This is a genomic window from Paenibacillus sp. M-152 (assembly GCF_003856555.1).
Taxonomy (GTDB): domain Bacteria; phylum Bacillota; class Bacilli; order Paenibacillales; family Paenibacillaceae; genus Paenibacillus; species Paenibacillus polymyxa_C.
The window spans coordinates 4,113,043-4,138,210 of record NZ_CP034141.1 but is presented as its reverse complement, the minus strand read 5'-3'; the positions used below and the strand labels follow the sequence as shown (position 1 = coordinate 4,138,210).

The 25,168-nt window shown below is 47.3% G+C and carries 16 protein-coding genes; 12 read left to right on the top strand and 4 right to left on the bottom strand.

The features are described 5' to 3' along the window. Positions 1 to 6: 6 nt before the first annotated feature. Genes EGM68_RS17995 through EGM68_RS17975 form a run of 5 tightly spaced genes read left to right on the top strand, consistent with a single transcriptional unit; the run spans position 7 to position 12,752 of the window. Positions 7 to 2,310 (top strand): glycoside hydrolase family 3 N-terminal domain-containing protein, encoded by a 2,304-nt coding sequence (locus EGM68_RS17995; protein WP_129549727.1) that lies wholly within the window; start codon positions 7 to 9, stop codon positions 2,308 to 2,310. Continuing rightward, positions 2,310 to 5,423 (top strand): alpha-mannosidase, encoded by a 3,114-nt coding sequence (locus EGM68_RS17990; protein ID WP_129549726.1) that lies wholly within the window; start codon positions 2,310 to 2,312, stop codon positions 5,421 to 5,423. The genes EGM68_RS17995 and EGM68_RS17990 overlap by 1 nt, the downstream gene beginning before the upstream one ends. 26 nt (positions 5,424 to 5,449) lie before the next feature. Beyond that, positions 5,450 to 6,769, top strand: a complete 1,320-nt coding sequence (locus EGM68_RS17985) for a glycoside hydrolase family 125 protein (protein WP_129549725.1) — start codon at positions 5,450 to 5,452, stop codon at positions 6,767 to 6,769. Beyond that, a complete protein-coding gene (locus EGM68_RS17980) occupies positions 6,766 to 9,921 on the top strand; it encodes a beta-galactosidase (protein WP_129549724.1) in 3,156 nt (1,051 codons plus the stop codon). The genes EGM68_RS17985 and EGM68_RS17980 overlap by 4 nt, the downstream gene beginning before the upstream one ends. A gap of 38 nt (positions 9,922 to 9,959) precedes the next feature. After that, a complete protein-coding gene (locus tag EGM68_RS17975; protein WP_129549723.1) occupies positions 9,960 to 12,752 on the top strand; it encodes an alpha-mannosidase in 2,793 nt (930 codons plus the stop codon). 55 nt (positions 12,753 to 12,807) lie between these two features. On the opposite strand, the gene EGM68_RS17970 is transcribed toward EGM68_RS17975, so the two are convergent. Next, positions 12,808 to 13,395, bottom strand: a complete 588-nt coding sequence (locus EGM68_RS17970; RefSeq protein ID WP_129549722.1) for an RBBP9/YdeN family alpha/beta hydrolase — start codon at positions 13,393 to 13,395, stop codon at positions 12,808 to 12,810. Positions 13,396 to 13,744: 349 nt separating this feature from the next. Here EGM68_RS17970 and EGM68_RS17965 point away from each other — a divergent pair, with 349 nt between their 5' ends. Continuing rightward, positions 13,745 to 15,490, top strand: coding sequence for a methyl-accepting chemotaxis protein (locus EGM68_RS17965; RefSeq protein ID WP_123797465.1), 1,746 nt, complete (start codon positions 13,745 to 13,747; stop codon positions 15,488 to 15,490). A 111-nt stretch (positions 15,491 to 15,601) separates the two neighbouring features. Here the strand turns inward: EGM68_RS17965 and EGM68_RS17960 are convergent, their stop codons facing one another. Both EGM68_RS17960 and EGM68_RS17955 read right to left on the bottom strand, forming a co-directional pair. Next, a complete protein-coding gene (locus tag EGM68_RS17960; protein WP_129549721.1) occupies positions 15,602 to 16,171 on the bottom strand; it encodes a DUF1697 domain-containing protein in 570 nt (189 codons plus the stop codon). Between the two features lie 34 nt (positions 16,172 to 16,205). Then, entirely contained in the window at positions 16,206 to 16,856 is a 651-nt protein-coding gene (locus EGM68_RS17955) for a hypothetical protein (protein WP_129549720.1), read from the bottom strand. A gap of 182 nt (positions 16,857 to 17,038) precedes the next feature. Between EGM68_RS17955 and EGM68_RS17950 the strand changes: the two genes are divergently transcribed. The 4 genes from EGM68_RS17950 to EGM68_RS17935 all read left to right on the top strand — a co-directional run bounded on the left by EGM68_RS17950 (position 17,039) and on the right by EGM68_RS17935 (position 21,279). Further along, positions 17,039 to 18,031, top strand: a complete 993-nt coding sequence (locus tag EGM68_RS17950; RefSeq protein ID WP_129549719.1) for a hypothetical protein — start codon at positions 17,039 to 17,041, stop codon at positions 18,029 to 18,031. 1 nt (position 18,032) lies between these two features. Further along, positions 18,033 to 19,121 carry a hypothetical protein gene (locus EGM68_RS17945; RefSeq protein ID WP_129549718.1) on the top strand — a complete coding sequence of 363 codons (1,089 nt, stop codon included), beginning with the start codon at positions 18,033 to 18,035 and terminating at the stop codon, positions 19,119 to 19,121. Between the two features lie 83 nt (positions 19,122 to 19,204). Then, entirely contained in the window at positions 19,205 to 20,146 is a 942-nt protein-coding gene (locus EGM68_RS17940) for an ADP-ribosylglycohydrolase family protein (RefSeq protein ID WP_129549717.1), read from the top strand. Positions 20,147 to 20,358: 212 nt separating this feature from the next. Further along, positions 20,359 to 21,279 carry a hypothetical protein gene (locus EGM68_RS17935; RefSeq protein WP_129549716.1) on the top strand — a complete coding sequence of 307 codons (921 nt, stop codon included), beginning with the start codon at positions 20,359 to 20,361 and terminating at the stop codon, positions 21,277 to 21,279. Between the two features lie 43 nt (positions 21,280 to 21,322). On the opposite strand, the gene EGM68_RS17930 is transcribed toward EGM68_RS17935, so the two are convergent. Further along, positions 21,323 to 21,892 (bottom strand): TerD family protein, encoded by a 570-nt coding sequence (locus tag EGM68_RS17930; protein WP_040103221.1) that lies wholly within the window; start codon positions 21,890 to 21,892, stop codon positions 21,323 to 21,325. A gap of 178 nt (positions 21,893 to 22,070) precedes the next feature. Between EGM68_RS17930 and EGM68_RS17925 the strand changes: the two genes are divergently transcribed. Then, positions 22,071 to 24,458 (top strand): polyprenyl synthetase family protein, encoded by a 2,388-nt coding sequence (locus EGM68_RS17925; RefSeq protein WP_129549715.1) that lies wholly within the window; start codon positions 22,071 to 22,073, stop codon positions 24,456 to 24,458. A gap of 135 nt (positions 24,459 to 24,593) precedes the next feature. Next, complete coding sequence (locus tag EGM68_RS17920; protein WP_129549714.1) at positions 24,594 to 25,133, top strand: CueP family metal-binding protein; 540 nt, start codon at positions 24,594 to 24,596, stop codon at positions 25,131 to 25,133. Positions 25,134 to 25,168 lie beyond the last annotated feature (35 nt).

The following is a 25,168-nucleotide window of genomic DNA, read 5'->3' as shown; positions in this document are numbered from 1 at the left end:
ATGAACATGTTGATTTATAAAGACCAAAGCAAACCGATCGAAGAACGGGTTGAGCACTTAATCGGTTTGATGACAATAGAGGAAAAGGTGGGTCAGCTTGTGCAGCCCTTTGGCTGGCAAGTGTATGAGCACATAGACGGGGAATTGTCTTTACATCATAAATTCAAGCAGCAGGTGCAAAATGGAGGAGTCGGTTCCTTATACGGGGTGCTTCGCGCTGATCCGTGGACCGGAGTGACCTTGGAGAATGGCTTATCTGCCAAAGAAGGGGCGGAGGCCGTGAACTTGATCCAACGTTATGCGCTAGAGCATTCCCGACTGGGTATCCCGATACTGATCGGTGAGGAATGCTCTCATGGGCATATGGCGATTGCCGGCACTGTGTTTCCGGTTCCGCTGTCCATCGGCAGCACATGGAATGTCGATCTGTACCGCGATATGTGCCGTGCGGTTGCGAGTGAAACCCGCGCTCAGGGCGGGGCGGTCACGTACTCGCCCGTGCTTGATGTTGTGCGTGATCCGCGCTGGGGACGCACGGAGGAATGCTTTGGCGAAGACCCTTATCTCATCGGCGAATTTGCTGTTGCCGCAGTGGAGGGGCTTCAGGGGGAAAGCTTATTCAGCGAACATAGCGTAGCTGCCACACTAAAACATTTTGCAGGCTATGGTAGCTCGGAAGGCGGACGTAATGCCGGACCTGTGCATATGGGCTGGCGTGAGCTTTTGGAAATCGATCTGTATCCATTCCAAAAAGCGGTGGAAGCAGGGGCGCAATCTGTTATGCCAGCCTATAACGAAATTGACGGTGTACCGTGTACAGTGAACGCTGAGCTATTGGACGATATTCTTCGTCAGGCGTGGGGATTTGACGGTCTGATCATTACAGATTGTGGCGCAATTGAAATGTTAGCGAGCGGTCATGATGTGGCTGAAAATGGACTGGATGCCGCTGTGCAGGCGATTCGCGCAGGAATTGATATGGAAATGTCCGGGGAAATGTTCGGAAGTCATCTGGTCGAGGCGGTTCGTGCTGGCAAGCTGGAGATGAGCGTGCTGGATCGGTCGGTTCGCAGGGTGCTCACGTTAAAATACAGGCTCGGTCTGTTTGACAAACCGTATGTGAATGCAGAACGAGCGGAGCAGGTAATTGGTCAGGCGGAGCATATTCGGTTGGCTCGTCAGCTTGCGACCGAAGGGATTGTGCTGCTTAAAAACGTCAATAGCACGCTCCCCCTGCCGAAAACCTCCAAGCGTATTGCGGTCATCGGCCCGAATGCAGATCAGATCTACAACCAACTGGGCGATTATACATCACCGCAGCAGAGAACCCGTGTGGTAACTGTACTTGATGGTATCCGTGGCAAGCTGGGCAAGGATCATTCAGGCGTTCTGTATGCACCTGGCTGCCGGATCAAGGGAGAGTCCCGGGAAGGCTTTGATAACGCACTGGCATGTGCGGCTGAGGCCGATACCGTGGTGATGGTGGTTGGAGGGTCCAGCGCCCGCGATTTCGGGGAAGGGACGATTGACCTGAAAACCGGCGCCTCGAAGGTATCGGATCACGATTGGAACGACATGGAATGCGGCGAAGGCATCGACCGGATGACGTTGGGGCTTGCAGGCGTACAGCTTCAACTTATGCAGGAAGTCTACAGGCTGGGGAAAGAGCTTGTCGTCGTTTATATCAACGGGCGACCGATTGCTGAGCCATGGGTGGAGGAGCACGCACATGCCATTGTGGAAGCATGGTATCCCGGTCAGGAGGGAGGGCATGCAATCGCAGATATTTTATTTGGGGATGTGACCCCTTCGGGACGTTTGACTCTTTCCATCCCTAAACATGTGGGGCAGTTGCCGGTATATTACAACGGCAAGCGTTCCCGGGGCAAGCGGTATCTGGAAGACGATGCCGAGCCGCGCTATCCGTTTGGCTACGGCCTTAGCTACACGACGTTTAGCTATGAAAGGCTTACATTAAGCGCCAATTCGATCCGAGCGGGCGAATCCGTTACGGTTACAGTCGATGTAACCAACACGGGCGACTGGGAAGGGGCTGAAGTAGTTCAGTTATATATCTCGGACACGGTGAGTTCGGTGACCCGTCCAATCAGGGAACTTAAGGGCTTTTGCAAGCTTGTATTACAGCCGGGAGAAACACGGACGGTGGTGTTTGTAGTAGGCTCCGACCAGCTGCAATATATAGGGCATGATCTACAGCCAGTCGTTGAGGCTGGGCGATTTTCAATTCAAGTAGGCAGGCACTCCAAAGATACCCTGTGTGCCGAGTTGATCGTACGGGAGGATGAATAATGGAGCGTATCAAACGCCTGATTCGGGAATTGTCGGAATGCCAATGGCTGGAGAAGCTGGATTTGCGGAGCTGGAACATCACACGCTCCACTTACCTAGCACCAGGTCAATACGAAGGCGCCGAGCCTTTAACGGAAGGACTGGACCTCAAGCGATTCCCCAGCAGTCAGGGGACGACTTATTTTTTTCGAATGCGGCTGAATGTACCAACAGCGTGGTTGAGAGAGCCTTTTGGATTGGTGTTTGAGTCCGGGGGAGAAGGTTTGCTGCGAGTCAATGGTGCTTCCTATCACGGGCTTGATCGCAATCATACCTATGTCACGCTAAATCCAGAGCTCATCGGGTCTTCCCCTGAGCTGGAGATTGAGCTGTTTGATCCGGTACCTGAGCCCGTAGATCCGCTCAATCGGCAGGCTGTCATTCAACCTCCGATTTCTTCTATTACAAGCTATCTTGTACGGCCCAATAAGCCCGTGCAAAGCCTCATGTATACCGTTACCGTTGTTAGCGAAGCCGCTGTACTGCTGCCTGAGGGCGATATCCGCAAAATACGCCTGCTGAAGGCTCTGTATGGGGTGATGGATCGTTTTGCGAATCTGGAGGAAGACGCCATTCGAGCAGGGGGGGCGATCTCAGTCACAGAAAAGGAGCTGATTCGTCAGGTTCAGGAGATAGGCGGAAATGCGCAAGCTTTGGAGCACATGGTAGGACAGTCGCACATCGACATTGCTTGGCTGTGGCCGATGCGCGAGACCGTACGGAAAACAAGCCGAACCTTCTCAACGGTGGATGCGCTGATGGATGAATACCCGGCCTATCAATATGCACAGAGCCAGCCGCTGCTGTTCTCTTTTGTAAAGGAAAATGATCCAGAGCTGTATGAACGAGTCAAAGCGAGAGTCGGTGAAGGACGGTGGGAACTGGTCGGGGGGATGTGGGTAGAGCCTGATTTGAACCTGCTCAGTGGCGAATCACTCATCCGCCAAATGCTGTATGGTCAGCGTTTTTACCAACAGGAATTTGGCCAAACCTCTCATATCGAATGGCTGCCGGATACGTTTGGCTACTGTGCGTCCCTGCCGCAGATTTTAAAGCATGGGAAGATAGACTATTTTATGACGACCAAGCTTGGCTGGAATGATACGAATGTGTTTCCTTACGATTTGTTCCACTGGGTGGGCATCGATGGGACTTCGATGTTGTCCTACCTCAATCATGGCGTGAATGAAAATACACGGCCACAGGACATTCGTGACCATTGGCAGTCTTATCGTGAAAAATCAGCGTATCCTGAACACATGTTGCTTTACGGGCATGGAGACGGCGGGGGCGGAGTTACGCGTGAAATGCTGGAATATATAGAGCGTTCTTCGCTAATGGTGGGATTGCCTGCGAGTCAGTTCAGCACGGCGGGACAGTTTTTCGCAGGCATAGATCAGGCACATCCGAAGCTTCCCAAATGGCATGGTGATTTGTACCTTGAGTTGCACCGAGGAACCTACACGACCCACGCCCGCAACAAACGTAATAACCGGATAGCGGAGGGAGTCTACCGCGAGGCAGAACTGTGGAGCACGCTGGCATTACCACAGCTGGAGCCGGAGCAGGTGGAGGATATCTGTTCGGCATTGCATGAGGGCTGGAAGCTGATTTTGTTGAATCAGTTCCACGATATTATCCCTGGCTCGGCGATTACCGAGGTGTACGGCACTTCGGATAAGGAGTATCAGCAAATTTTCGAATGGGGACATGTCGGGCTTCAACAGGGGATTACGACGCTGGCGGCTCAAGTGAACACGGAAGGATCGAGAGCAGGAACACCGTATCTGGTGTTTAACAGCCTGGGCTGGAGCCGTAATGCTGTGATTCATATTGCTACGGAATCGGCACAGGGATGGTATGCCTACCACTACGCTAATGATGAAGCCGAGCGGCTGGACACCGATGTGGAGGAAGGCGGCATTTCGGTGCGTATTCCGGATGTTCCTGCACTGGGCTACAAAACGATTTGGTTGGAGCGAGAACAGGCCCAAGCAGGTGAGAAGCCCGAGATCGCTGTGATATCTGGATCGCTGGGGGATATGTGGGAGACGGCCTTTTATAAGGTGCAATTTAACGAGCGGGGCGAAATGATTCGTTTGCTGGATAAAGCGGCAAACCGTGAAATTTTGAAGCAAGGGGAACGGGCAAACCGTTTTTATTTTTTCCATGACCGTCCGACGCTGTGGGATGCCTGGGATTTGGATGACCGCTATGAGGAACAGGTAGCAGGAGAAGCCGAGTTGCTGGAAAAACAAGTAGTGCTTCAGGGAAAAACGAAGGATGTGCTGCGCTTCCGATGGCGAATCCATCAATCTGAAATGACACAGGATGTAATCTTTTATCATCATGAGCGGCGAATTGATTTCAAAACGCATGTGAGCTGGAATGAAGCGCACAAGCTGCTAAAGGTAGGCTTTCCTATAGATGTGGTTACGGACAAGGCAACTTATGAAATTCCGTTCGGTGCCTTGGAACGGCCGACCCATCGGAATACGAGCTGGGAGCAGGCGCAGTATGAAGTATGTGGACACCGATTTGCGGATGTTTCCGAGCACGGATATGGCGTGAGTCTGCTCAATGATTGCAAATATGGCTACGACATTCAAGACAGTACCATCCGTCTGTCTCTGCTACGAGCACCCAAATGGCCGGATAAAGAAGCCGATCTGGGCGAGCACGATTTTGCGTATTCGCTTTATCCGCATGTTGGAGATTGGCGCAGCGCCCATACTTTGCGTCATGCGGCTGAGCTGAACCAAGATATGCCTGTTGTGCAGCAGCAAAAGCACAATAGCGGAGTGCTGCCGAGCAGCGGATCGTTCATTAATTTTGATAGCCGTCACGTTGTGCTGGATACGATCAAGCCGGCCGAAGATGGGCTGGGGACGATTCTTCGTTTGTACGAATCTTCCGGGGGACGGGAAACGATCAAGCTGACCTGGCCTTACACGTTCAACGCAGCCTACGTGTCGAATGCGCTGGAGGAACCTGTGCAGCTGCTTGAGCTGGAAGGTGGATGTCTTACGCTGTCTTTTACACCTTATGAAATTAAAACGATACGTTTGCAATAGATATTGATAAAGGAGCGAAAAAGCTATTGGAACAATTCAGACTTCCCAAAATACCAATGCCCGACCTTGACTTGCCGCAGGCTGTTCAGGACGTACTTAAGGAAGCAGAGCAAGCACTGGCTCACAGGCCGAAGCTGCTGAAGCTGTTTAAGAACTGTTTTCCAAATTCACTGGAGACGACGACCAAGCTAATGGATGATGGGACAACGTTTCTCATTACAGGGGATATTCCAGCTCTTTGGTTGCGGGATTCTGTAGAGCAGGTCATTCATTATGTGCCGTTAGCCAGGGAGGATGCTGATTTACAGCGCATCATTGGGGGGCTGCTCAAGCGCCATATTCATTATGTCCTCATAGACCCGTATGCGAATGCGTTCAATGAGACAGCGAATGACTGGCACTGGAATGCGACCGATGAGACGGAGATGTCAGCATGGGTGTGGGAAAGAAAATTTGAAATCGACTCGCTGTGCTTTGTCATTCGGCTAGCTTATATGTACTGGAAGGAAACGGAGCTTACCGATATTTTTGATTCAAAATTCAAGTCGGCTCTGCGCAAAATAGTGGATGTGTTCAAAACGGAGCAGCGTCACCAAGAGCAATCTGCGTATCGGTTTACGCGTAATAACGGCATTCCCACAGATTCCTTGCGCAATCAGGGACTCGGTATGCCTGTAAATTATACAGGGATGATTTGGTCGGGCTTCCGTTCCAGTGATGATGCTTGCGATTTTCACTACAATATACCCGGCAATATGTTTGCAGTGGTTGCTTTGCGGCAGATGCAGGAGTTTGCGGAGTGGGTATTCCGTGATATGGACTTTCTGAACGAGCTGAAGGAGCTGGAAGCTGAGGTGGAGCACGGTATCCGCTTGTACGGTATTTACCGCCATCCGGTATTTGGGCCTATATATGCTTATGAAACGGACGGATTTGGCAACTACTGCCTGATGGATGATGCGGGTACACCTGGATTGATGTCCATTCCGTATTTGGGCTATACGACGGCGGACGATCCTATCTATCAAAATACGAGGCGCTTTGCTTTAAGTCAGGAGAATCCGTTTTACTTTGAGGGCAAGGCGGCTAAAGGCATCGGAAGTCCGCACACGCTGCCAGGTTACATCTGGCATATGGCCCTGTCTATGCAAGGATTAACGGCCCGGACCGCAGAAGAAAAGCTGGAGATGATCCAGATGCTGGAAGCGACAGATGGGGACACCGGCTACATGCATGAAGGCTTTCATGCCGATGATCCTACGGTTTATACGCGAAAATGGTTTGCCTGGTCCAACAGTCTGTTTGCCCAGCTTGTGTATAAGGCTATGAAGGATGGCTTGTTATGAATGAAACCATAGTAAACCCATCCATCGTTGTTTTCAGTGAGCAAGGCTTTCCCGCTATAGGGAACCTGTTGCCGGATGAGGCGTTTCATGGAGTTGCAGAGGTGGTGGTCGTAGGAGCCGATGAACTGGCTGAAACGCTAAAGCATATGGACAACGGCTGTTTTGTCAACCTGCATGCACCGTACTTCCCCAAGTCCGCCTGGACCGAAATCGTGGCATTTCTCCATAGGGGAGGAGGGCTGCTTAACGTCGGGGGAGCACCCTTTAAGCATCCGGTACGCAATCCTGCTGATGAGCATGGAGACTGGATAATTGAGACTGAACAGACTGCGTATCATCAGGAGCTGCATATTCATGAGGTGCTGCGAGTGGATGCGTCGAAGGTAGCTTCCCTGGTCGCATCAGAGGATATTCCTGTGCTGTGTGGTCAGGAGTCTCTGTTCCAGGTGGCGGATACGTGGAATCTCGTTCCACATACGACCAAAAGTAGCGATCTGCCACACCAAATGGGCTCTGCCGGGCCGATGAATACGCAAATTTATCCTTTGCTCAAGGGAGTAAGTAAGGACGGACGGGATATTGCTGCCCCGGGGGTGCTATGGGAGCATGCCCGAGGTCTGTTTGCTGGCGCACGCTGGATGTTTATCCATGTGCCGTTGATAGCTTCCTTTTGGGAACAGGATGGTGAGCAGCTGCTTGCCCAATGGGCACGTTTTTGCGCCAAGGGGATGACGGAGCTATCTATCAAGCCGAACTATGCTGCTTATGAGTCCGGGGAACGAGCCATACTGACACTTCAAACCCAGCAATTGCAGCGAGAAGGAGCCACGCCCAGAAATCACGAGGTATGGAGCTTTGACCTGACGGTGGAGCAAATATTGGATGAGTACAATCAGCAGGTATGGAGCAATCGCTTGCAGATTGAGGTTAGCAAAGAACAGAACTTTGTACGTATTCCCCTTGGCTTTTCCATTCTAAGCGGTTTATATCGGGTCATTTGCCGAGCTGAATCATCGGATGGTGAAGTACGTATATTGCGACAGGGCTTTTGGGGGCAGGATGCCGAACTGCTGGCTGAAGGACAGATCATCATGCGTAGTCGGGATTATTTTATAAAGGACGGGCGTCCGTTACCTGTTGTTGGCATGACCTATATGACCTCAGATGTGGCACGGAAATTTTTGTTTTTGCCCAATGCAGCAATTTGGGATCGGGATATGGCCCAGATGGCCAAAGCGGGCATCAACTGGATTCGTACAGGCGTATGGACGGCATATCGCAACATGATGCAGATAGACGGACACGCTTCGGAAGAGGTGCTTCGTGCAATTGATGCTTTTTTGCTGACAGCCAAAAGGCATGGCCTGCAGGTGACGTTCACGTTCTTTTCTTTTACACCGGAAACATGGGAAGGGGTTAACCCTTATCTTGATCCGCAAAGCGTGGAAGCACAAAAGCGATTCATTCGCAGTATTGTCAGTCGGCACACGGCTACAACCCATGTGGATTGGGATCTGATAAACGAGCCTTCCATGTTTGATCCGTCGCGTATTTTCGCAGACGGTCCACGCTCTGCGAGGGACTCATGGGAACAGGCGGCGTTCAGCACATGGCTGGAGCAACGCCATGGCAGCATTGAAGCTTTGCAGGAAGCCTGGAATATGACGCCACAGCAGCTTTCCAGTTTTGCTTCTGCCATAGTCCCCGAGCCAGAGGAGATCAACTTCGACGTTCAGGATATGCATCAGGCCAAAAAGGGAGCCAAATGGCTGGATTACTGTCTATTTTCGATGGAAATGCACAATCTGTGGGCCGAGCAATTGGCGACTACGATTCGGGAGCTTTGTCCCGGACATTTGGTAACTGTAGGTCAGGACGAGGCACTGGGCGCGCAACGGCCATCTCCATTTTTTTATGAGGCTGTGGTGGATTATACGACGGTGCATTCATGGTGGCTGAATGATCATTTGGTGTGGGACGGCATTTTTGCCAAAACACCAGACAAACCGAATCTCGTGCAGGAAACCGGGATCATGTATGTTGAGACGCCGGATGGTCGAGCCAAGCGTTCGGAGGAGGAGCTGCGCGACATGCTGGAGCGCAAGTATGCGTATGCCTTTTCGACTGGCGGAGCGGGTGCGATTCATTGGATATGGAATACGAACTTTTATATGGATAATGCCAATGAATCGCACATCGGTGCGTTACGTGCGGATGGGACCGAGAAGCCGGAAGCAGAGGTATCTTACGATTTTGGGCGTTTTATGAATGAAATTCGCGATCTGTTTACAGACCGGAAGCTGGAAGAAACGGCTGTTGTATTCCCGTATTCCAATGGTTTCTCTAACCGATCACTTGCCTTTGATGCCACGACACGGCTTACCCGGGTGATGTCCTATAATCTCAAGCAGCCGTTCCGTGCCGTCTCCGAGTATCATCTGGACTCACTCAAGCGGCAGTTACCGAAACTGATTATGATCCCCAGCGCGCACAATTTCGATAGTACATCGCTGGAGCATCTTCTGGAAATGGTGCGAGCCTTCGGTGTGACGCTACTAGTCACCGGACCACTGGGGCTTGATCCTTACTGGAAAATGACCGAACGGGTTGATGCCATTATTGGGCAGCGTACGCTGGGGAACGTCCAACGGGAGGAAGTACTGAGTCTGGAGGGTCAAACCTTCCCTGTCTCATTCGGACAGCGGCGAATTGCTGAGGTCGCTAAGGAGGAACAACTGTCACCGGAAGCGGATGGAGCGATGGGTGATGAAGTCGTGAACCTGCCGCTTGGCAAGGGGCGCTTGATCTGGAGTCCGCTTCCACTGGAGTTAAATGGCAGAGATGAGCCGATTGCCGAATTGTATCGTTACGCCTTCGCTGCTGCCGGGGTGGAGCGAGAGCTGGAATGGATAGACGGTGGCGATCAGCCGGGGCTATATGGACGTAAGCTGAATTTCAAGAATGGGGGCCTATATATTTTCGTATCGGAGTTTTCCCGGGATACCCAAGTGCGTGTTCGGGATAAGGAGACTGGATTATCCTACGCTTTTCTGTTGCCAAGGAGCCGCTCTGTCTTGTTTGCTGTGGATCGAGAAGGTCAATTGCTGGCGGTATATCGTCCCGAGGACGTGACGATTGAAGTGATACAGTGAACAATGGCAGGTCAAGACATACGGTGAGGAGATATGCGATGAGCGAGCAAAGGGATGAATCAATCAACAATCAAGCGATAAGCAGGGAAGTAGACACATACACGGGCAGCAAGACGACAGCACATATTATTTCGCATACCCACTGGGATCGGGAGTGGTATTTGCCTTATGAGAAGCACCATATGCGCCTGATTAGCCTGATAGATTCTCTGCTGGATAAGCTGGAGCAGGACCCGGATTATAAAAGTTTTTATCTGGACGGGCAGACGATCATTCTAGAGGATTATCTACAGGTTCGGCCCGAGCATAAGAAACGGCTGGAGCAGCATATTCGCAATGGTCGTATTTTTATCGGACCCTGGTACATTTTGCAGGATGCTTTTCTGACCAGCGGCGAAGCCAATGTACGCAATATGCAGATTGGTCACCGCGATGCCGAACGTTACGGCAGTCCGTCCAAGATCGGATACTTCCCCGATACGTTTGGCCTGGTTGGGCAGACTCCGCAGTTCATGCAACAGTCGGGGATTACGAATGTTTTCTTCGGAAGGGGCGTAAAGCCGACAGGGTTTAACAATACAGTGTCGGATAGAGGCTACGAGTCCTCCTTTTCGGAACTGTTATGGACGGGGCCAGACGGATCAGAGGTACTCGGTATTTTATTTGCCAACTGGTATTCCAACGGCAATGAGGTTCCTGTAGATGAGGCGGAAGCCAAGGTTTATTGGAAGCGTAAACTAGATGATGCGCAAAAATATGCTTCAACTGGCGAGCTGCTGTTCATGAACGGTTGCGATCATCAGCCTTTACAGCTTGATTTACCGGAAGCAATCCGTACGGCACAGAAGCTTTATCCGGATATCAAGTTTGTTCATTCCAATTTCAACGATTATCTGACTTCTCTGAAACGGACTTCCCAAAGGCAACTCTCGTCAGTGAAGGGAGAGCTTCGCAGTCAGCGCACGGATGGCTGGGGAACGCTGGTGAATACGGCTTCTGCCCGGGTGTATTTGAAACAGATGAACCAGTTGGGACAAGTGATGCTGGAAAAAGTGGCAGAGCCGCTTGCGACCATCGCGCATCTGCTGGGGCAGGCTTATCCTCACCATTTGTTCACCTATGCCTGGAAAACACTGATGCAGAACCATCCGCATGACAGTATTTGCGGCTGTAGTGTGGACGAGGTGCACCGTGAGATGGTGACCCGGTTTGATAAGAGCCGTCATGTAGCCGAGAGCATTGTGGATGAAAGCATTGAGGTCATTGCGCAAGCAGTGAATACGACGGGCTTCAGTCGCTTTGGAGCAGATGCGTTGCCACTCGTGATTTTTAATACGTCAGGCTGGGAACGCAGTGGTGTAGTGTCGGCAGAACTAGAAGTGGTACGTCTGTACTTCCGTGAAGGATACACGCTTGAAGAGGCCGCTCATCGAGCGAAAACAGTGGATCTTTCCGGGCGCGTACTGGTGGACAGTGAAGGGAGTCCGGTGGCATGCAAGATGGAGGACCTCGGGCTACAGTTCGGTTATGATTTGCCGGATGATCGATTCCGCCAGGCTTACATGTCTCGTCGGGTTCGCCTTACCTTTGAGGTTGAACGTGTGCCCCTGCTAGGCTTAAAAACCTATGCTTGGCTGAGAAGCAATGTCGAGACGGACTCCTCTTCCCTTTTTCATGGCAGTCGCAGTATGGAAAATGATTTACTTCACGTCGAAATTGCGGATAACGGCTCTTTTACCCTGACAGATAAGCGTACAGGCCGCAGCTACAAAGACCTTGGCGTATATGAAAATGTGGGTGATATCGGCAACGAGTATATGTTCAGACAGCCCGAGGGAGAGCAGGCACTGACTACCAAAGACTTGATTGCTGACATTCGCATGCTTGAAGATACACCTTTTCTGGCATCCATCGAGATTATCCATCATTGGGAAATACCGGCCTCTGCGGATGAAACGCTGGAGCAGGAGCAGCGAGAACTGGTTTATTATCCGTACCGCAAGGCTCAGCGCTCCTGGCAGACCGTTCCGCTGACGATACGGACCGTCATTTCTTTATCTAGGAACAGCAGGGGGGTTTCCATGGAAACCACCTTTAACAACCAGGCCAAGGATCACCGTCTTCGCGCTCTGTTTCCGACAGATATAGTTTCTGGTGAGCATCGGGTGGACTCGATGTTTGAAATTACAATCCGGGACAATAAACCTGCACCTGAGTGGGAAAACCCAAGCAACACACAGCATCAGCAGGCGTTTGTGGATGTAAGCGGAGAACAGGCGGGTCTAACCGTAGCCAATCTCGGGTTGAATGAATATGAAATCATGCGTGATGGTCGTAACACGATTGCAATAACGCTGCTTCGCTCAGTTGGCGAGCTGGGGGATTGGGGATGGTTCCCGACGCCGGAAGCGCAGTGCCCAGGTGAACACACCGCTCGTCTGGAAATCATTCCACATGATGGCGACGGTATTCAGTCAGGCGCGTATACAGAAGCCTATCAATACCAAATTCCTTGGATTGTAAAACAAACGGGGATTCATGCGGGTACAGTTGCTCCAGATTATGCACCGTTTGATTGGCAAAGCACGGAGCTTGCCTTTTCCTCTATGAAAATGAATGAGCTGTCGGGGGATGTGCTGTTACGCTGGTACAATATGAGCAATAGTATAGCCGAATTAATTATCAAGCCCGGGCCGCAGCAGTACGATTTTTATAAAAGTAATATCCTTGAAGAACCAGGAGAAGACATCGTAATGGATTCTGCTAATGAGTTGCTTCAGTCTGTAAAGCCGCATGAAATTATTACACTAGGTTTTAAAATGAAGACTTAACAATAAAGAGAAGAAGGCCATAGCAAATGATAACAAACCCCGATGAAATAACTTCTCATCGGGGCTTATTATTCATCATTTCAATTAACACTTGATATACCACCGGTAAGGTGGTAAAACCGTCACTTTGCAAAAAGTGCCCCCCATGATCTACTTCGTGAAAATCAGCCTGCATATCTTCCGCTAGTTTCTTACTAAGTGCAAAGGGGACAATCGTATCGTCCTTTGAAGCTATAGCTGCACGTGCCTTTAGTGAATCCATAATTTGCTGATCATCCAAATGGTCAATTGTAAACTCATCTAATGATGGTAGGCTTGGCACTGGGTCAGTAAAACCGGAAACGAACACGGCGCCCCCCAGCGGTTCCGAGATATTTACTTGCTGCAGGTACCTTAATATGGATACACATCCCAAGCTATGACCAATAAAATAGGTGTCTTTATGTAGAACTTTAATATTTTGCAATAGATACTCAATCCACTCATTAAGCTTGGGCGCTTGCGAGTTGGGCATTTCTAGTATATCTACCGAAACCCCATCTTCCTGTAATTTGTCTTGTAACCAAGGAAACCAATGATCTGCTGGCGAAGCGGTGTATCCATGGATTATATATACTTGCTTTTGATTTCGTATGTTTGTCACAATACGTTCTCTCCCATCATCCAGTGTTTAGAACTTAATTTGCATATGTGCCTCACTTCATGCAGGCATTCCCCTCTAGTTTACCAAACTCCCCATGCTTATAAGTACTAAAATTGTGGATTTACGTAGCAAGTCCATGTATAAATTTTCCTGTTATAATATTCATTATTTTTGCAGTACTGTAATTTGACTTATAAATTTAAGCGCTTTCTACCGATATATATAGCATCACGTTTTGTAATCTACTTCATATTGTTGTTTGGAGGGCAGCATCAAGGGGGGATCGGAGTACTCGTGAAAGTTGAGAGCAGCGTGAACTATTATCCATAGACGAGCTGGAGGGGTTTGGATGAGTAACAAGCTATCGGACAGGACGAAAAAAGGAAAAGGGCTTAGAGATTTAAAGGTCACAACAACGATGATCTCCATGATTGTGATCAGCTTGGTGGGTTTGCTCATTGTATCGTTGGTAGGGGTTATCGGTATGTATCAAGCTAAAGAGGGTCAAGGTATTTTGTATGTGGATCGCTTTCAACACCAAACCAATATTCTTGAAGTCAAAAGTGATTTCTACAATATGCGGGCCAATTATACAAAAATACTCGACAATAAAGAGTATACAGATAAACAATATAAGCAGGTACAGAAAGGAAAGGATAGTGTTACAACCGGGCTAAATGAATTTTCACAAAGGACATTGGATGCAAAGGAGCAGAAATTGTATGAGGAACTAAGAGGCAGTATAGACACGTATTTTCAGGATATTGAACAGATCATGGCCGTCAAAAAAAATACTGGAACCTATGACACAGAAGAAAGAGGTCGGATTAATAAATCTAGTACGGCCATAGTTACGATGCTGACTACCATTTCAGATTATAACAATGAGCAATCCGCCAACCTATATCAAAATACACAAAATGAGATTAAAATGCGCACAATTGTGTTGATCACGGTTCTGGCTCTTGTGCTGGTTGTTCTGATCACGATCTCTTTTGCGGCCATCCGAAATATCCGTTCCCGGATGAGCACCATTACGAAATACTGTGAAGAAATTACCCAAGGCAATTTAACGGCAGCCCTTGATCCTGCCTTGCTCAAAGGAAATAATGAGATCGCTGTCATTGCTCGTGCTATTCAGCAAATGACAGATTCAACCTCAATGGTCATTACGGGAGTGATCAATGAGTCGCGCCAAATTAACCAGCTTAGCGATCAGACGAATCTGAATATGACAGATCTCAATGAACGGATTCGCGATGTATCCGCCACGGTCGAACAGCTGTCAGCAGCTATGGAGGAGACTTCAGCATACACCGAAAATATGAATCATTCTGCGGATGAAATGCAGCGGGCAGCAGAGTACATCTCGGTCAAAACTCAAGAAAGAGCTCAGTCTGCCTATGATACAAGTGTAAAGGCCGAAACGTTGAAGCAGGCGGCTAGTCAATCCAATAAAGCGGCTAAGGAAATTTACCAGAAGGCTAATGCAAAGATGACAGAAGCATTAGAACGAGCCAAGGCAGTAGACCAGATTCGTATACTTTCTCAGTCTATCTTGGAAATTACGGCACAAACCAACTTGCTGGCTCTAAATGCATCTATTGAAGCGGCTCGTGCCGGTGAGTCAGGTCGAGGGTTTGCGGTTGTAGCTAACGAGATTCGTAAGTTGGCAGACGGCTCCAAACACGCGGTAGACCAAATTCAGAGTGTTACTCAAGAGGTTGTGCAGTCTGTAGAAAATCTGACTACCAATGCCGAAGAATTACTGCACTTCCTGCAAACCCAGGTGGGCAAGGATTATCAGCTGCTTGAGGACACAGCGGGACAATATTACACTGATGCTGTTGAGCATACGAACACAGTCAATGATTTGAACGCCACCTCTAAGCAGGTAAATGAAACCATCCAAACCATGGTGAGAGCGATCCATGAGATTGCAACCGCCAGCGAGCAGTCTGCTATATCTACCCAGCACATTGCAGAGAATATGGTGTCATCAACGGAAAAATCTCGTGAAGTGGCACACCAGTCTGATCAGGTGAAGGAAAGCGCAGCTCGACTGAATGAGCTGGTCGAAGGCTTTAAAATTTAACGAGGACCATACGGTGATGGGTATTTAAATGAAGGACGAAGAAAAACAGTTGGGAGCCGTAAGAAGGCTCCCTTTTTGAGCAGACTCTACTAGATTGCTTTCGTCATGCAGTCAGGAGTCCAAATCTCTTAACTCTTCCTGTTCAGCCATTTGCATCAGCTTGTAAATCTGTCGTGCTGTGTTCACATTCCGTACCGTCATATGCTGATACAGCTTGGTGCCGACTAATTTCGTTAATCCGCTTTTGGTGACTTGTTCCTTGCTGACAGAAAACAGAACGGCCCCGGTCGTATATATGACATGCCCAATACCCGGTTTCAAAGGAAGCTTGTCCAGTACTGAAATATCGTTAATTTCATCCCACAGAAACATTACATCACTTTTCATCTGTGTATCATTAGACCATTCATTCGGTAGTGCTTCCATAATGCTCTGAATCTCCTTCATATTACGGACGATGACACGGATGGGTAAGCTAAAATCCTCCAGAATCGCTTGTTCCAACACGAGCGATAGCTCCTGGTTGGACTGTTCCTGACTGGAAAATATGATATTTCCAGAATTGATGTAAGTCGTCACATGCCCCATACCTGCATGTTCAAACGTTTGCTTGAGCTTCTTCATCTCGATCTTGTTGTTGCCGCCAACATTGATGCCCCGCAGTAATGCGATATAGATCATAAAAAGCCCCACCTCTCTTTAACAAATAGGATTTTTAACAGAAGGATAGGTATTTCAGCAAATACGTGGTTTGGTTCTCGCCCAGTAAGTGATGCAGCAATGGTTTTACGTGCTCGATATATGCTGCTTTGGTTTCGTATGTATCTTCATCTACCAATTCTCCCTTAAAGGTACAGGCACCTTCAATCAGGATGGAAAGAGCCGTAAAGAAGTTAGCTAAAGAGTCGGCAACCTGCTGCGCTGCGCCACCTTCAATTGCAGCATATACAGGAGAATCGGGTGCGCTAGTATCGACAATGAGTGGATCGTCATTAAACGTGGCAATTACAACATGATGGGAGGGCCACGAAGAAGACTCTTGGACAAGCTCACCAGACGTAACGAAGCGATACCCCAGCTGTTGGCGATATAAATGTTCTGGTGCGACAAAAAAGAGAACTGCGGCATCCCCAACTTCAACTGCCGCGTTTTTTAATTTGTGTGTTCCCGCTGCCTTGGCATCGATCATTTCATAGTGGCTATACATGTACGCAAGCTCAGGAGATAGAGGAATCCGACTGTCCCAGCAATCTGTTATACTCTCTGAACGGGGCTGGATATCGTGGTCTTGGAACAGCCCGTAGGCTTCATTATACAAGTTTTGCTGGTGTACAAACCGGGTAAGCGCTTCGCTCAGCTGCTTCATAGGTGTTCATTCCTTTCTAATCGGTAGGCTATGGTCTCTGACATAACGTTTCATTTCTAGTATAAAGATATCATAATATAGAAAAGAAGAACATATGTTTCTGTATTTATGCCGCCTTGCCAGTCGATCCTGATTAATTTTACAATATAGGAGTTCGAAGATAAGGTGCAAGGAGGAGAAAAATGTCTTTTTCTGAAATATACGATTACAAATTAAGAGCCTACTTTAATGAGCGCATTTCTGATTTAAGTCATGAATATCTATTTTATTCCTATCCTGATCAAGAGCAAAATTTAAGAATATTAACTCTGAATATAAATGAGCAGGATCATATTTCTTTAGTGCGATGGCATGATTTATTTGACAGGTCGCTATTTACCAAAATGGATCATCCCATTCTAAGTGTAACGGATGCTGAACGTCTGATTCGATTGCTTGCGCTTATTTTTAACATGTTTGATATACATAAAGATGCTGTCTATAGCCGAAAAAACTTATGTTGTGTTTATTATCAATATCAAGTTTCACATCTAGCAGAGAGAGGGAATGAATTCTTACTTACTCAGGATAGGCTATTTTTTCTTCACCTTCTCTTATTTGAATTGGGTTTAGGAGATGACATTTATGATCGTCTATCGATTGAAAATAATAAGATACTGTACAGCATGGAAGACGGACAGCAGTATGATTTGCACATTCTAATTGATATTTTGCATGAGCATATTAACAAAAATAAGATGGATATGGATACCCGAGCAACGCTGGGGAAAATAAAAATTTTGCAAGGCCAGTTGGTCAACTTCATCTTGGGCAGTCATGATGTATATGATTTTCCATATGATGATTTCAACAAGTGGTTTGCAGAAGCAACGATATTTATACAAGCTTATAACTCTAATAAAAATAGGGTATTAGAGGTGCTGATCGACTGTATCAATGAGCATCAATCTCCAACAGAGCAGTTCATCTCCAATATGATCTTGATGAATTATTCTTATTTTGTTCTCAAAAGTAATCCTAGTGAAATTACATATCTTAAACTATTCTGTAAGAAAAAACCGGGAGTTTATATAAAAGTATTGACTGCATTGCTTGAAATCAGTTTTTTTGTCGATAAATCCAGCTTCACAAATACGGGTATACATTATGATTTATCCAGAATAAAAGGGGTTTAAGATGCCATTTCATCACGTTTCTTTACCTGATTTACCATCGTCTATCGGACGCCTTACGGCCATTCATCCTGTAAAAGGTGGCTCTCAGGGCAGCATAACCCTGCTGGCACTAAACACACAAGCAGAACTGTGGAGACTAGAGCTTCGCTCTGGTAGTGCAGAATTATGCACACGTATTTGTATTCCTGATTTTAATCCCATTCAACCTGTTCAAATGGTGACCAGTCCTAACGGCAAGTACGTAGCCATATCCAATCGTTTTGGCCGGCATGCGGCAGTGTATGATTTAGTCCGTGCTCAAGAAAAAATGCAATTATCCCGGGACGAATACCACTATGATAAAAGTATGTTTCCCCTGGCATTTGTACATCAAGACGGTATGTGTATCCTTGTTCATGGAACGGAATGGAACCGGCTGGATCTGACGGATATAGAAACAGGGAGGCTTTTGACTGCAAGACCTACCCCAGTTTATAACAATGAAAACAAAGATGAGCATTATCTAGACTATTTTCATGGGAAGCTGCTGGCTTCTCCAGAGGGAAAGTGGATGGTGGATACTGGATGGGTATGGGCTCCCTTAGGAGTGGTTCGAACTTGGTCATTATCTGATTGGCTACTGAACCCATGGGAATCGGAGAATGGTCCGTCAGTTCGCCATCTTTGGCAAACCATAGATTGGGATGGGCCAATATGCTGGACAGGACCTGATACATTGGCGGTATGGGGACAGATGGATGCCGATTTACTGGAGGAGGAAGATTGGGGAGAGGAAGGAGTGGAACCGGCGGTTGTCCTATTCGATATGACTCAGCCTGGGTACCGACGTGTGCTTTCTGCCATCCCCCCTCTAAACTGCAAGCCTGATGAATACGGGATTTACCCATATCCCCAAGCGGATATGACCGTTTGCGGCGACCGATTATTCTTGTGGGGAAAAGGAGTTCCGCTTCAGGTATGGCGGCTTTCAAGCGGTGTGCGTGAATATGTAGATACGGAGCGATTTCCACTCATTTATCATCAAGAGGCAGGAATTTTCGTTGAATTAAATCCAGATAGCGGTTGTACAGCCTTGAGCTACGACGAATAAATGGCGTACCGGATATTCTTCCTTCCTAGTGATATGGAAATATATGCATTAGTTATAACAATTACAAAGGAGTGTACATCAAAATGGCACTTAACAAGGATTGTTTTTATGGATGTCTCGCTGGACTGGCCGTAGGTGATGCTTTGGGAACCACAGTAGAATTTAGCAGTCCAGGCACATTTGAACCTGTAACGGATATTGTAGGCGGTGGTGTATTTGGGTTGAAGGCAGGGCAGTGGACAGACGATACGTCTATGGCGCTCTGTTTGGCCGAGAGCATGGTGCGAAAAGATAGCTTTGATCCAGCGGACCAGATGCGTCGCTACACCAATTGGTACCACCTGGGATATATGAGCAGCACGGGAACGTGCTTTGATATCGGTGGTGCGACGAGAACAGCACTGCATCGCTTCGAAGCCACTGGAGATCCGTATAGCGGGTCCGTTGACCCCATGACTGCCGGTAATGGCTCGATTATGAGGCTTGCACCTGTCGCCATGGCCTATGCGAACCGCCCGGAAGAGGCCGTGATGTACGCTGAGCTGAGCTCGCGCACCACCCATGGAGCAGTCGAAAGTGTGGAGGCCTGTGCCGCGCTTGCTTCAATTCTTGTGGCAGGTCTGCGGGGAGCGGACAAAGAATCCATGTTATCACCCGATGTCTGCTATAAGTGGCGGCGGAAGGACCAGTCAGCTTATTCGGCAGCCATTGAAGAAATCATTCAGGGATCTTACAAGCATAAGGAGCCGCCTGAAATCCAAGGAAGCGGTTATGTTATTCGTTCCCTTGAGGCTGCGCTGTGGGCATTTTACCACTCGGCTTCATTTGAAGAGGGGGCACTGCTGGCCGTAAATCTGGGAGATGATGCAGATACGACCGGAGCAGTGTACGGCCAGATTGCAGGGGCTTATTATGGGTTAAGCAGTATCCCGAGTCACTGGCGCGAGAAGCTGGCAATGAAAGAGACGATTGATGAGCTGACTGAGGCTTTATGGCAGAAGGCCGACAAGGGCCAGACACTCTAAGGGGAACATCTATAAAGATCAAGCTGGGTTGCTTTTCTTATGAAGCAGAACCCAGCTTTTTTTGTTCGCTATATTTTGCCGATGACTCATCTCTTGGGATTACTACCCATATCGCCATACTTCCACCCTCCTCAGTTACTTGTCGTTATGACAAAATGAAATCCAATACAAATAAAACTTCACTTTACTGATCTCTCAGAGGAGGAACTACATTGTCACATCTAGATAAACAGCTTCATTCATTTGTCGATATTTCCAATAATATAGAAGGGTTTGAGATCGTTTCTACCCAATTTGGTCCTGATGGACGCGTGTATATTTTGCTCATTGATAAAGTCCCAGAACGAGTGCGGGGGATGTTCACGCCTGCCTCTCTTAAAGAGAGACGTACTTACAAGGTACTCATTCTAGACGATCACATTCAAGAGGTGTGTTTGGAGGGGCAGCAGTTCAACTATCATTATGTACAGCCTCTACAAGATTATTTGTTACTCGTCGGAGCACGATGCCATTATTACGGACCTGATCAATACGATCTAAATGGTAAAATTATTGATTATGAAGGTCGTACTGTGAATGAACTACTGCTTGGAGACGGTATCCAGAGTGTTCAGGTTACAAAAGAAGGTACGATCTGGACCAGTTATTTTGATGAAGGTATATTCGGGAATTATGGTTGGAATGAGCCTGTGGGGTCCTCCGGCCTTGTCGCCTGGAATAAAGAGGGACACAAAATATATGAGAACCAAGCGGCAGATATTCATGATTGCTATGCTTTGAACGTGATCAGCGAACAGGAAATCTGGTTTTATTACTATTCAGACTTTTCATTAGGGTATATTTCCGGTAGCGACCGTACGAATATTACGTTTGTGAATCCGAGGATTTCCGGCTGCTCCGGGGTGGCTACAGATGGGTATCACTTTTTGTTCGACGGCGGGTATGGCAAGAATGGACAATATGTCCTGAAAAAGAATGTGAAGCCAGGCAGCTTGAGCAAAGGACAACACATTCGCTTTTTAAATGACGATCAAAAGTTCCTTCAACCGCATGAACAGGATTTCAGAAAAGATCGCCTGCTGCTCCGTGAAGGTTCTCTGCTGTATCAGGTGGCTGTTGAAGAGATAGTATAAAAACCCACGTCAGACGTGGGTTTTTCCTTAACACCAAAAATACTTATTCATACGTTTTGACAAGCTCATTCAGGGAGGTAATGGTGCTGCCTTCCCCAATAGCACCGAATTTCCACTCCCCTCCATAGCGGTATACTTCACCTACACGGATGCTACACATCCCTTTATAGTCCTCTGTCAAATTGTATCGGAGAATCTCTTCATCTTGCGACGCATCCAATACTCGAATATAAGCATTGTTCACCATACTGAAATCCTTACGTCTACCAAAGCTGAAAAAACGGAATATATTCACAATAAATACGACTCTATGCACTTCAGGTGGTAGTTGTTGAAGGGATACAGTAATGACTTCATCATCACCGTCACCATGTCCTGTCAAGTTGTCACCACTATGTACGACGGCCCCGCAAGGGCTATTTTTGTTTCCGAAATATACTAGATTTTTCGTTTGAGTCAGCTTGCCGTTCTCATTAAGAAGCAGCGCTGACGCATCAATATCCATGCTTCTACCCCTCATAGGGTCCCATCCAAGCCCTACTTTCAGCACGGATAAGTGTGGATTATTTTTGGTTAGGTCTACCTTCTGTCCTTTAACTAGACTAATACTCAACGTTATGCCTCCCTATCATTATTTTTGTTCTACTCTGAAATTGTAGCATATATATAGAAGGATATAATCTATTCGTAACTTCACAGACTTTTTTCCGTATAAAGATAAAAACATGATCCAAATTCGTTCCCTTAGGGAGAAATGCAACCATGTTTAAACAAAATGAGAAGTTGAGGTAATGCATCATATGAATGAAAAATTTCGAGCCGATACAGGATACCAGCTGGCTGAGCAGAAGGCGCTCCAGTATTTTGCATCACTCTATAATCAGGTCAAGGATAAGACTTATGTGACTTCTCTTACAGAAGATATCCATATATGGAAAAGGAATCATATCCGTCCTTCTTCATGGTTATCCTTCATTTCGCGGAATAAGAGAAAGCCGGATACTCGGGATTATGACAGATACATTCAATGGCTGAGTTACACAGGCAAATTGGATGATTATCTGAAGCGAAGTGTCTCTTATATTTACATGAGGGATCTAGGCAAGGCTCTAGATTCTGCACACACACAGACCCGGATTCAGCGCGTTATTGCTGACGTGAAAAGATATTTGCTTCACCCTACCCGTGCTAACAGAAGAAATCAACCGGAGTTTATGAATATAGCCGGGGTGTATCGGTGGTCTCAAAAGGAAGGGATCGAAGCCACTGTAATCTGGCTAATCAACAAGCTTAACTCTGTATCTTCTCATATTCCTGAGGAAATGGATGCAGAGCACGCTCAGCGCAAACTGATTAAAATCATCATTGGGGTTATTCTGCATGTGATGGAAGAAATGGACGAAGCTGTGCCACCTGTTGAGCGTTCGCGCAGACTGGATGAAGCGATTAGGCTTGGGTATTCCTATGGGTTGACCTATCCTTTTATTGATGATCTTCTCGATTCTCAGCTGTTGACCGTTCAAGAGAAAGAACAATACTCCCACATGATACGTAGCGCGCTTCTTACCGGATCTGTGCCAGAGCTGGGCGACTGGACTGGCGAGCATATGAAGTTCATTCGCTATATCCATTCGGAGCTCTCGGATGCTTTTGAGTATATTAAGGCACATCAGCGGCCAGACACACAGCAAACCTTTTTCGAGCAGTCCTATGTTTTTTTTCATTCTCAAGATATCGACCGGGATAAGGATCTAACGCGAACTCATTACACCAATGAAGAGCTGTATATACCGGTGATTTTAAAATCTGCTTCTTCCCGCTTGATTGTCCGTTCCGTGATTAGTGCTCCTGAGGATGAAGGGTTTGAGCAACGAACATTCTTTTATGGTATCTATAACCAGCTTGCTGATGATTTTGCGGATATGGCTGACGATATGAGAGACGGTGCAGTAACACCCTATACCTATTATTTAAAATATCATCAGCAGAGATCGGATTTGATCAATCCCTTCGAACTATACTGGGCGGTCATTTCTAATTTGATCCATAACGTGTATCATTCCGATGCCACGGCTCGTGAGGTGATACTGGACCGTGCAATAAATGGACTCAAACGTTATAAAGAACGAGTAGGTGCAGAAAAGTACAATGAGATAATGGAGATTTTTGCATCCGGGAATCCTGAATTCAATCGTCTCGTTCAGAAAATGGTGGGCAAAGCAGAGGATGTAGATTTCTTCGATAAGCTGCTTCGGGACCAGATGATTACCCATTTGAAAAACGATTCGAGGGAAAAGGAAGACTTTATGAATACGGTCAAAACCGTCCGGGACCAGATTAACAACCAATTGAAAATAACCAAGCCTTCTGGGATCGAGGCCATGAAAGAACAGCTTATTAATGCTGCCAATTACAGTCTAGAGGGGGATGGGAAAAGGATACGACCTATATTGACTTGGGTCATGGGCGTAAATGAATATGGATTAGACGCATCGGCAATTGTACCTCTTCTGCGATCATTGGAATATATGCATACAGCCTCCCTGATTTTTGATGATTTGCCTTCCCAGGATAACGCCTCTACCCGTAGAGGGCGTCAGACATTACATCAGGTGCACAATAGTGCTACTGCGGAATTAACCGGTCTATATCTGATCCAAAAGGCCATCGGGGAGCAATCGTCACTGAACCAGTTCAATGCTGAGACGGTACTTGCCTTGATCCAATACTCGGCCCGTAAGGCAGAGGATATGTGTATGGGTCAGGCGATGGATCTGGATTCCAAAGGAAAGAGTTTGACCTTGGAGCAGCTGAATATGATGTGCTTTTACAAAACAGGAGTGGCGTTCGAGGCTTGTCTCGTTATGCCAGCCATGCTCGCACAGGCCGAGGAATCAGAGATTGCCGCTTTGCAGAAATTCGCCTATCATATGGGGATTGCTTTCCAGATCAAAGATGATTTGCTTGATGTGGAAGGAGATACGCTCTTACTTGGAAAACCTGTGGGCCAGGATTCGGATAACAATAACTCGAATTTCGTGTCCATCCTTGGTTACGAAGGTGCCAGTAAAGAAATGTGGGAGCACTACTGCCTTGCCATGGAAGCATTAAAAGAGGTGCCACGCAATATCGCTTTTCTGAAGCATCTAATGAATTATATTGTGAACCGGGATCGTTAAAAAGAATTGTGCCCCAGATATGTCTGAATAAACAAGCAAAGATGTGAATATCTGGTGACTTCAATGCTGTATTTTGTCCGTTACGGCGCGTTCTCTATTATAATGATTAAAAACGGACAAGGAGATGAACTCCAGATGAAAAAAGGAATCTTGGTCGCTTCAGGGTTGGTTGTTGCAGCATTGGGCACATACCTGATTGCAGGAAATATGCAGAAAGAAGGAGCGGACAAGCTCGGGACAACAGATATCAAGCAATTGGTGCATGATATCAGTGCAGGCAAGGCAATAGCCCAATCCGCTTCTATTAATTCCAGTCAGTTGATAGTCACCGGGAACAATACCCAACCCATAACTTATGATTTGCCTGACAACGAGTTTTTTGTTTCGATAGCGCCATATGTAGAAGAGACCCACCCTTGTGCAACTCATAGTCTAACCGGCTGCCAAGGTGAAATAAAAAACGGAGAATTCAATGTGACCGTTCAAGACTCCGAAGGGAATGTCATTATGGAGAATGCTGCCATGAAATCACAACCCAATGGTTTTATTGATCTGTGGCTGCCAAGGGATAAAACCTACCGCATTAGCGTGAATCATGAAGGCAAAACGGCCCAAACGGAATTCTCTACATATGAGAAAGACGATACATGCATCACAACGATGCAGTTGGGTTAACGATAGAGAATAAAGGTTGAGCTTACGGATCGCTC

What these genes read in the sequence shown, in the direction of transcription:
- EGM68_RS17960 (WP_129549721.1), bottom strand. Translation starts at nt 16,171, where the DNA reads ATGATCTATATCGCATTACTGCGGGGCATCAATGTTGGCGGCAACAAC.
- EGM68_RS17925 (WP_129549715.1), top strand. Translation starts at nt 22,071, where the DNA reads ATGCATCATATGAATGAAAAATTTCGAGCCGATACAGGATACCAGCTG.
- EGM68_RS17995 (WP_129549727.1), top strand. Translation starts at nt 7, where the DNA reads ATGTTGATTTATAAAGACCAAAGCAAACCGATCGAAGAACGGGTTGAG.
- EGM68_RS17945 (WP_129549718.1), top strand. Translation starts at nt 18,033, where the DNA reads ATGCCATTTCATCACGTTTCTTTACCTGATTTACCATCGTCTATCGGA.
- EGM68_RS17975 (WP_129549723.1), top strand. Translation starts at nt 9,960, where the DNA reads ATGAGCGAGCAAAGGGATGAATCAATCAACAATCAAGCGATAAGCAGG.
- EGM68_RS17990 (WP_129549726.1), top strand. Translation starts at nt 2,310, where the DNA reads ATGGAGCGTATCAAACGCCTGATTCGGGAATTGTCGGAATGCCAATGG.
- EGM68_RS17940 (WP_129549717.1), top strand. Translation starts at nt 19,205, where the DNA reads ATGGCACTTAACAAGGATTGTTTTTATGGATGTCTCGCTGGACTGGCC.
- EGM68_RS17955 (WP_129549720.1), bottom strand. Translation starts at nt 16,856, where the DNA reads ATGAAGCAGCTGAGCGAAGCGCTTACCCGGTTTGTACACCAGCAAAAC.
- EGM68_RS17920 (WP_129549714.1), top strand. Translation starts at nt 24,594, where the DNA reads ATGAAAAAAGGAATCTTGGTCGCTTCAGGGTTGGTTGTTGCAGCATTG.
- EGM68_RS17950 (WP_129549719.1), top strand. Translation starts at nt 17,039, where the DNA reads ATGTCTTTTTCTGAAATATACGATTACAAATTAAGAGCCTACTTTAAT.
- EGM68_RS17965 (WP_123797465.1), top strand. Translation starts at nt 13,745, where the DNA reads ATGAGTAACAAGCTATCGGACAGGACGAAAAAAGGAAAAGGGCTTAGA.
- EGM68_RS17980 (WP_129549724.1), top strand. Translation starts at nt 6,766, where the DNA reads ATGAATGAAACCATAGTAAACCCATCCATCGTTGTTTTCAGTGAGCAA.